Annotated in this window: 1 rRNA gene; it reads right to left on the bottom strand. The window is 53.5% G+C overall.

Annotated features, from left to right (window positions below):
• Window positions 1–1,616: ribosomal RNA gene (locus tag KE671_RS22495) — 23S ribosomal RNA — on the bottom strand; the annotation flags it as partial.

Here is a 1,616-nt window from a genome sequence, read left to right as displayed (position 1 = left end):
GTCAGGGAGAACTCATCTCGGGGCAAGTTTCGTGCTTAGATGCTTTCAGCACTTATCTCTTCCGCATTTAGCTACCGGGCAGTGCCATTGGCATGACAACCCGAACACCAGTGATGCGTCCACTCCGGTCCTCTCGTACTAGGAGCAGCCCCCCTCAATTCTCCAGCGCCCACGGCAGATAGGGACCGAACTGTCTCACGACGTTCTAAACCCAGCTCGCGTACCACTTTAAATGGCGAACAGCCATACCCTTGGGACCTACTTCAGCCCCAGGATGTGATGAGCCGACATCGAGGTGCCAAACACCGCCGTCGATATGAACTCTTGGGCGGTATCAGCCTGTTATCCCCGGAGTACCTTTTATCCGTTGAGCGATGGCCCTTCCATTCAGAACCACCGGATCACTAAGACCTGCTTTCGCACCTGCTCGCGCCGTCACGCTCGCAGTCAAGCTAGCTTATGCCTTTGCACTAACCTCCTGATGTCCGACCAGGATTAGCTAACCTTCGTGCTCCTCCGTTACTCTTTAGGAGGAGACCGCCCCAGTCAAACTACCCACCAGACACTGTCCGCAACCCGGATTACGGGCCTACGTTAGAACACCAGCCATTAAAGGGTGGTATTTCAAGGAYGGCTCCACACGAACTGGCGTCCGCGCTTCAAAGCCTCCCACCTATCCTACACATCAAGGACCAGTGTTCAGTGTCAAGCTATAGTAAAGGTTCACGGGGTCTTTCCGTCTTGCCGCGGGTACACTGCATCTTCACAGCGAGTTCAATTTCACTGAGTCTCGGGTGGAGACAGCCTGGCCATCATTACGCCATTCGTGCAGGTCGGAACTTACCCGACAAGGAATTTCGCTACCTTAGGACCGTTATAGTTACGGCCGCCGTTTACCGGGGCTTCGATCAAGAGCTTCTCCTTACGGATAACCCCATCAATTAACCTTCCGGCACCGGGCAGGCGTCACACCGTATACGTCCACTTTCGTGTTTGCACAGTGCTGTGTTTTTAATAAACAGTTGCAGCCAGCTGGTATCTTCGACTGATTTCAGCTCCACGAGTAAATCGCTTCACCTACCTATCAGCGTGCCTTCTCCCGAAGTTACGGCACCATTTTGCCTAGTTCCTTCACCCGAGTTCTCTCAAGCGCCTTGGTATTCTCTACCTGACCACCTGTGTCGGTTTGGGGTACGATTTGATGTTACCTGATGCTTAGAGGCTTTTCCTGGAAGCAGGGCATTTGTTRCTTCAGCACCGTAGTGCCTCGTCATCACGCCTCAGTGTTAAAGTGAACCGGATTTACCTGGAACACACACCTACACGCTTAAACCGGGACAACCGTCGCCCGGCCAACATAGCCTTCTCCGTCCCCCCTTCGCAGTAACACCAAGTACAGGAATATTAACCTGTTTCCCATCGACTACGCCTTTCGGCCTCGCCTTAGGGGTCGACTCACCCTGCCCCGATTAACGTTGGACAGGAACCCTTGGTCTTCCGGCGAGCGGGCTTTTCACCCGCTTTATCGTTACTTATGTCAGCATTCGCACTTCTGATACCTCCAGCATACCTCACGATACACCTTCACAGGCTTACAGAACGCTCCCCTACCCAAC

The sequence above is a fragment of the Citrobacter amalonaticus genome, assembly GCF_018252635.1.
Classification (GTDB): Bacteria; Pseudomonadota; Gammaproteobacteria; order Enterobacterales; family Enterobacteriaceae; genus Citrobacter_A; species Citrobacter_A amalonaticus_E.
Note: the sequence above shows the minus strand (reverse complement) of the source record. Positions and strands in the feature narration are given on the sequence as shown.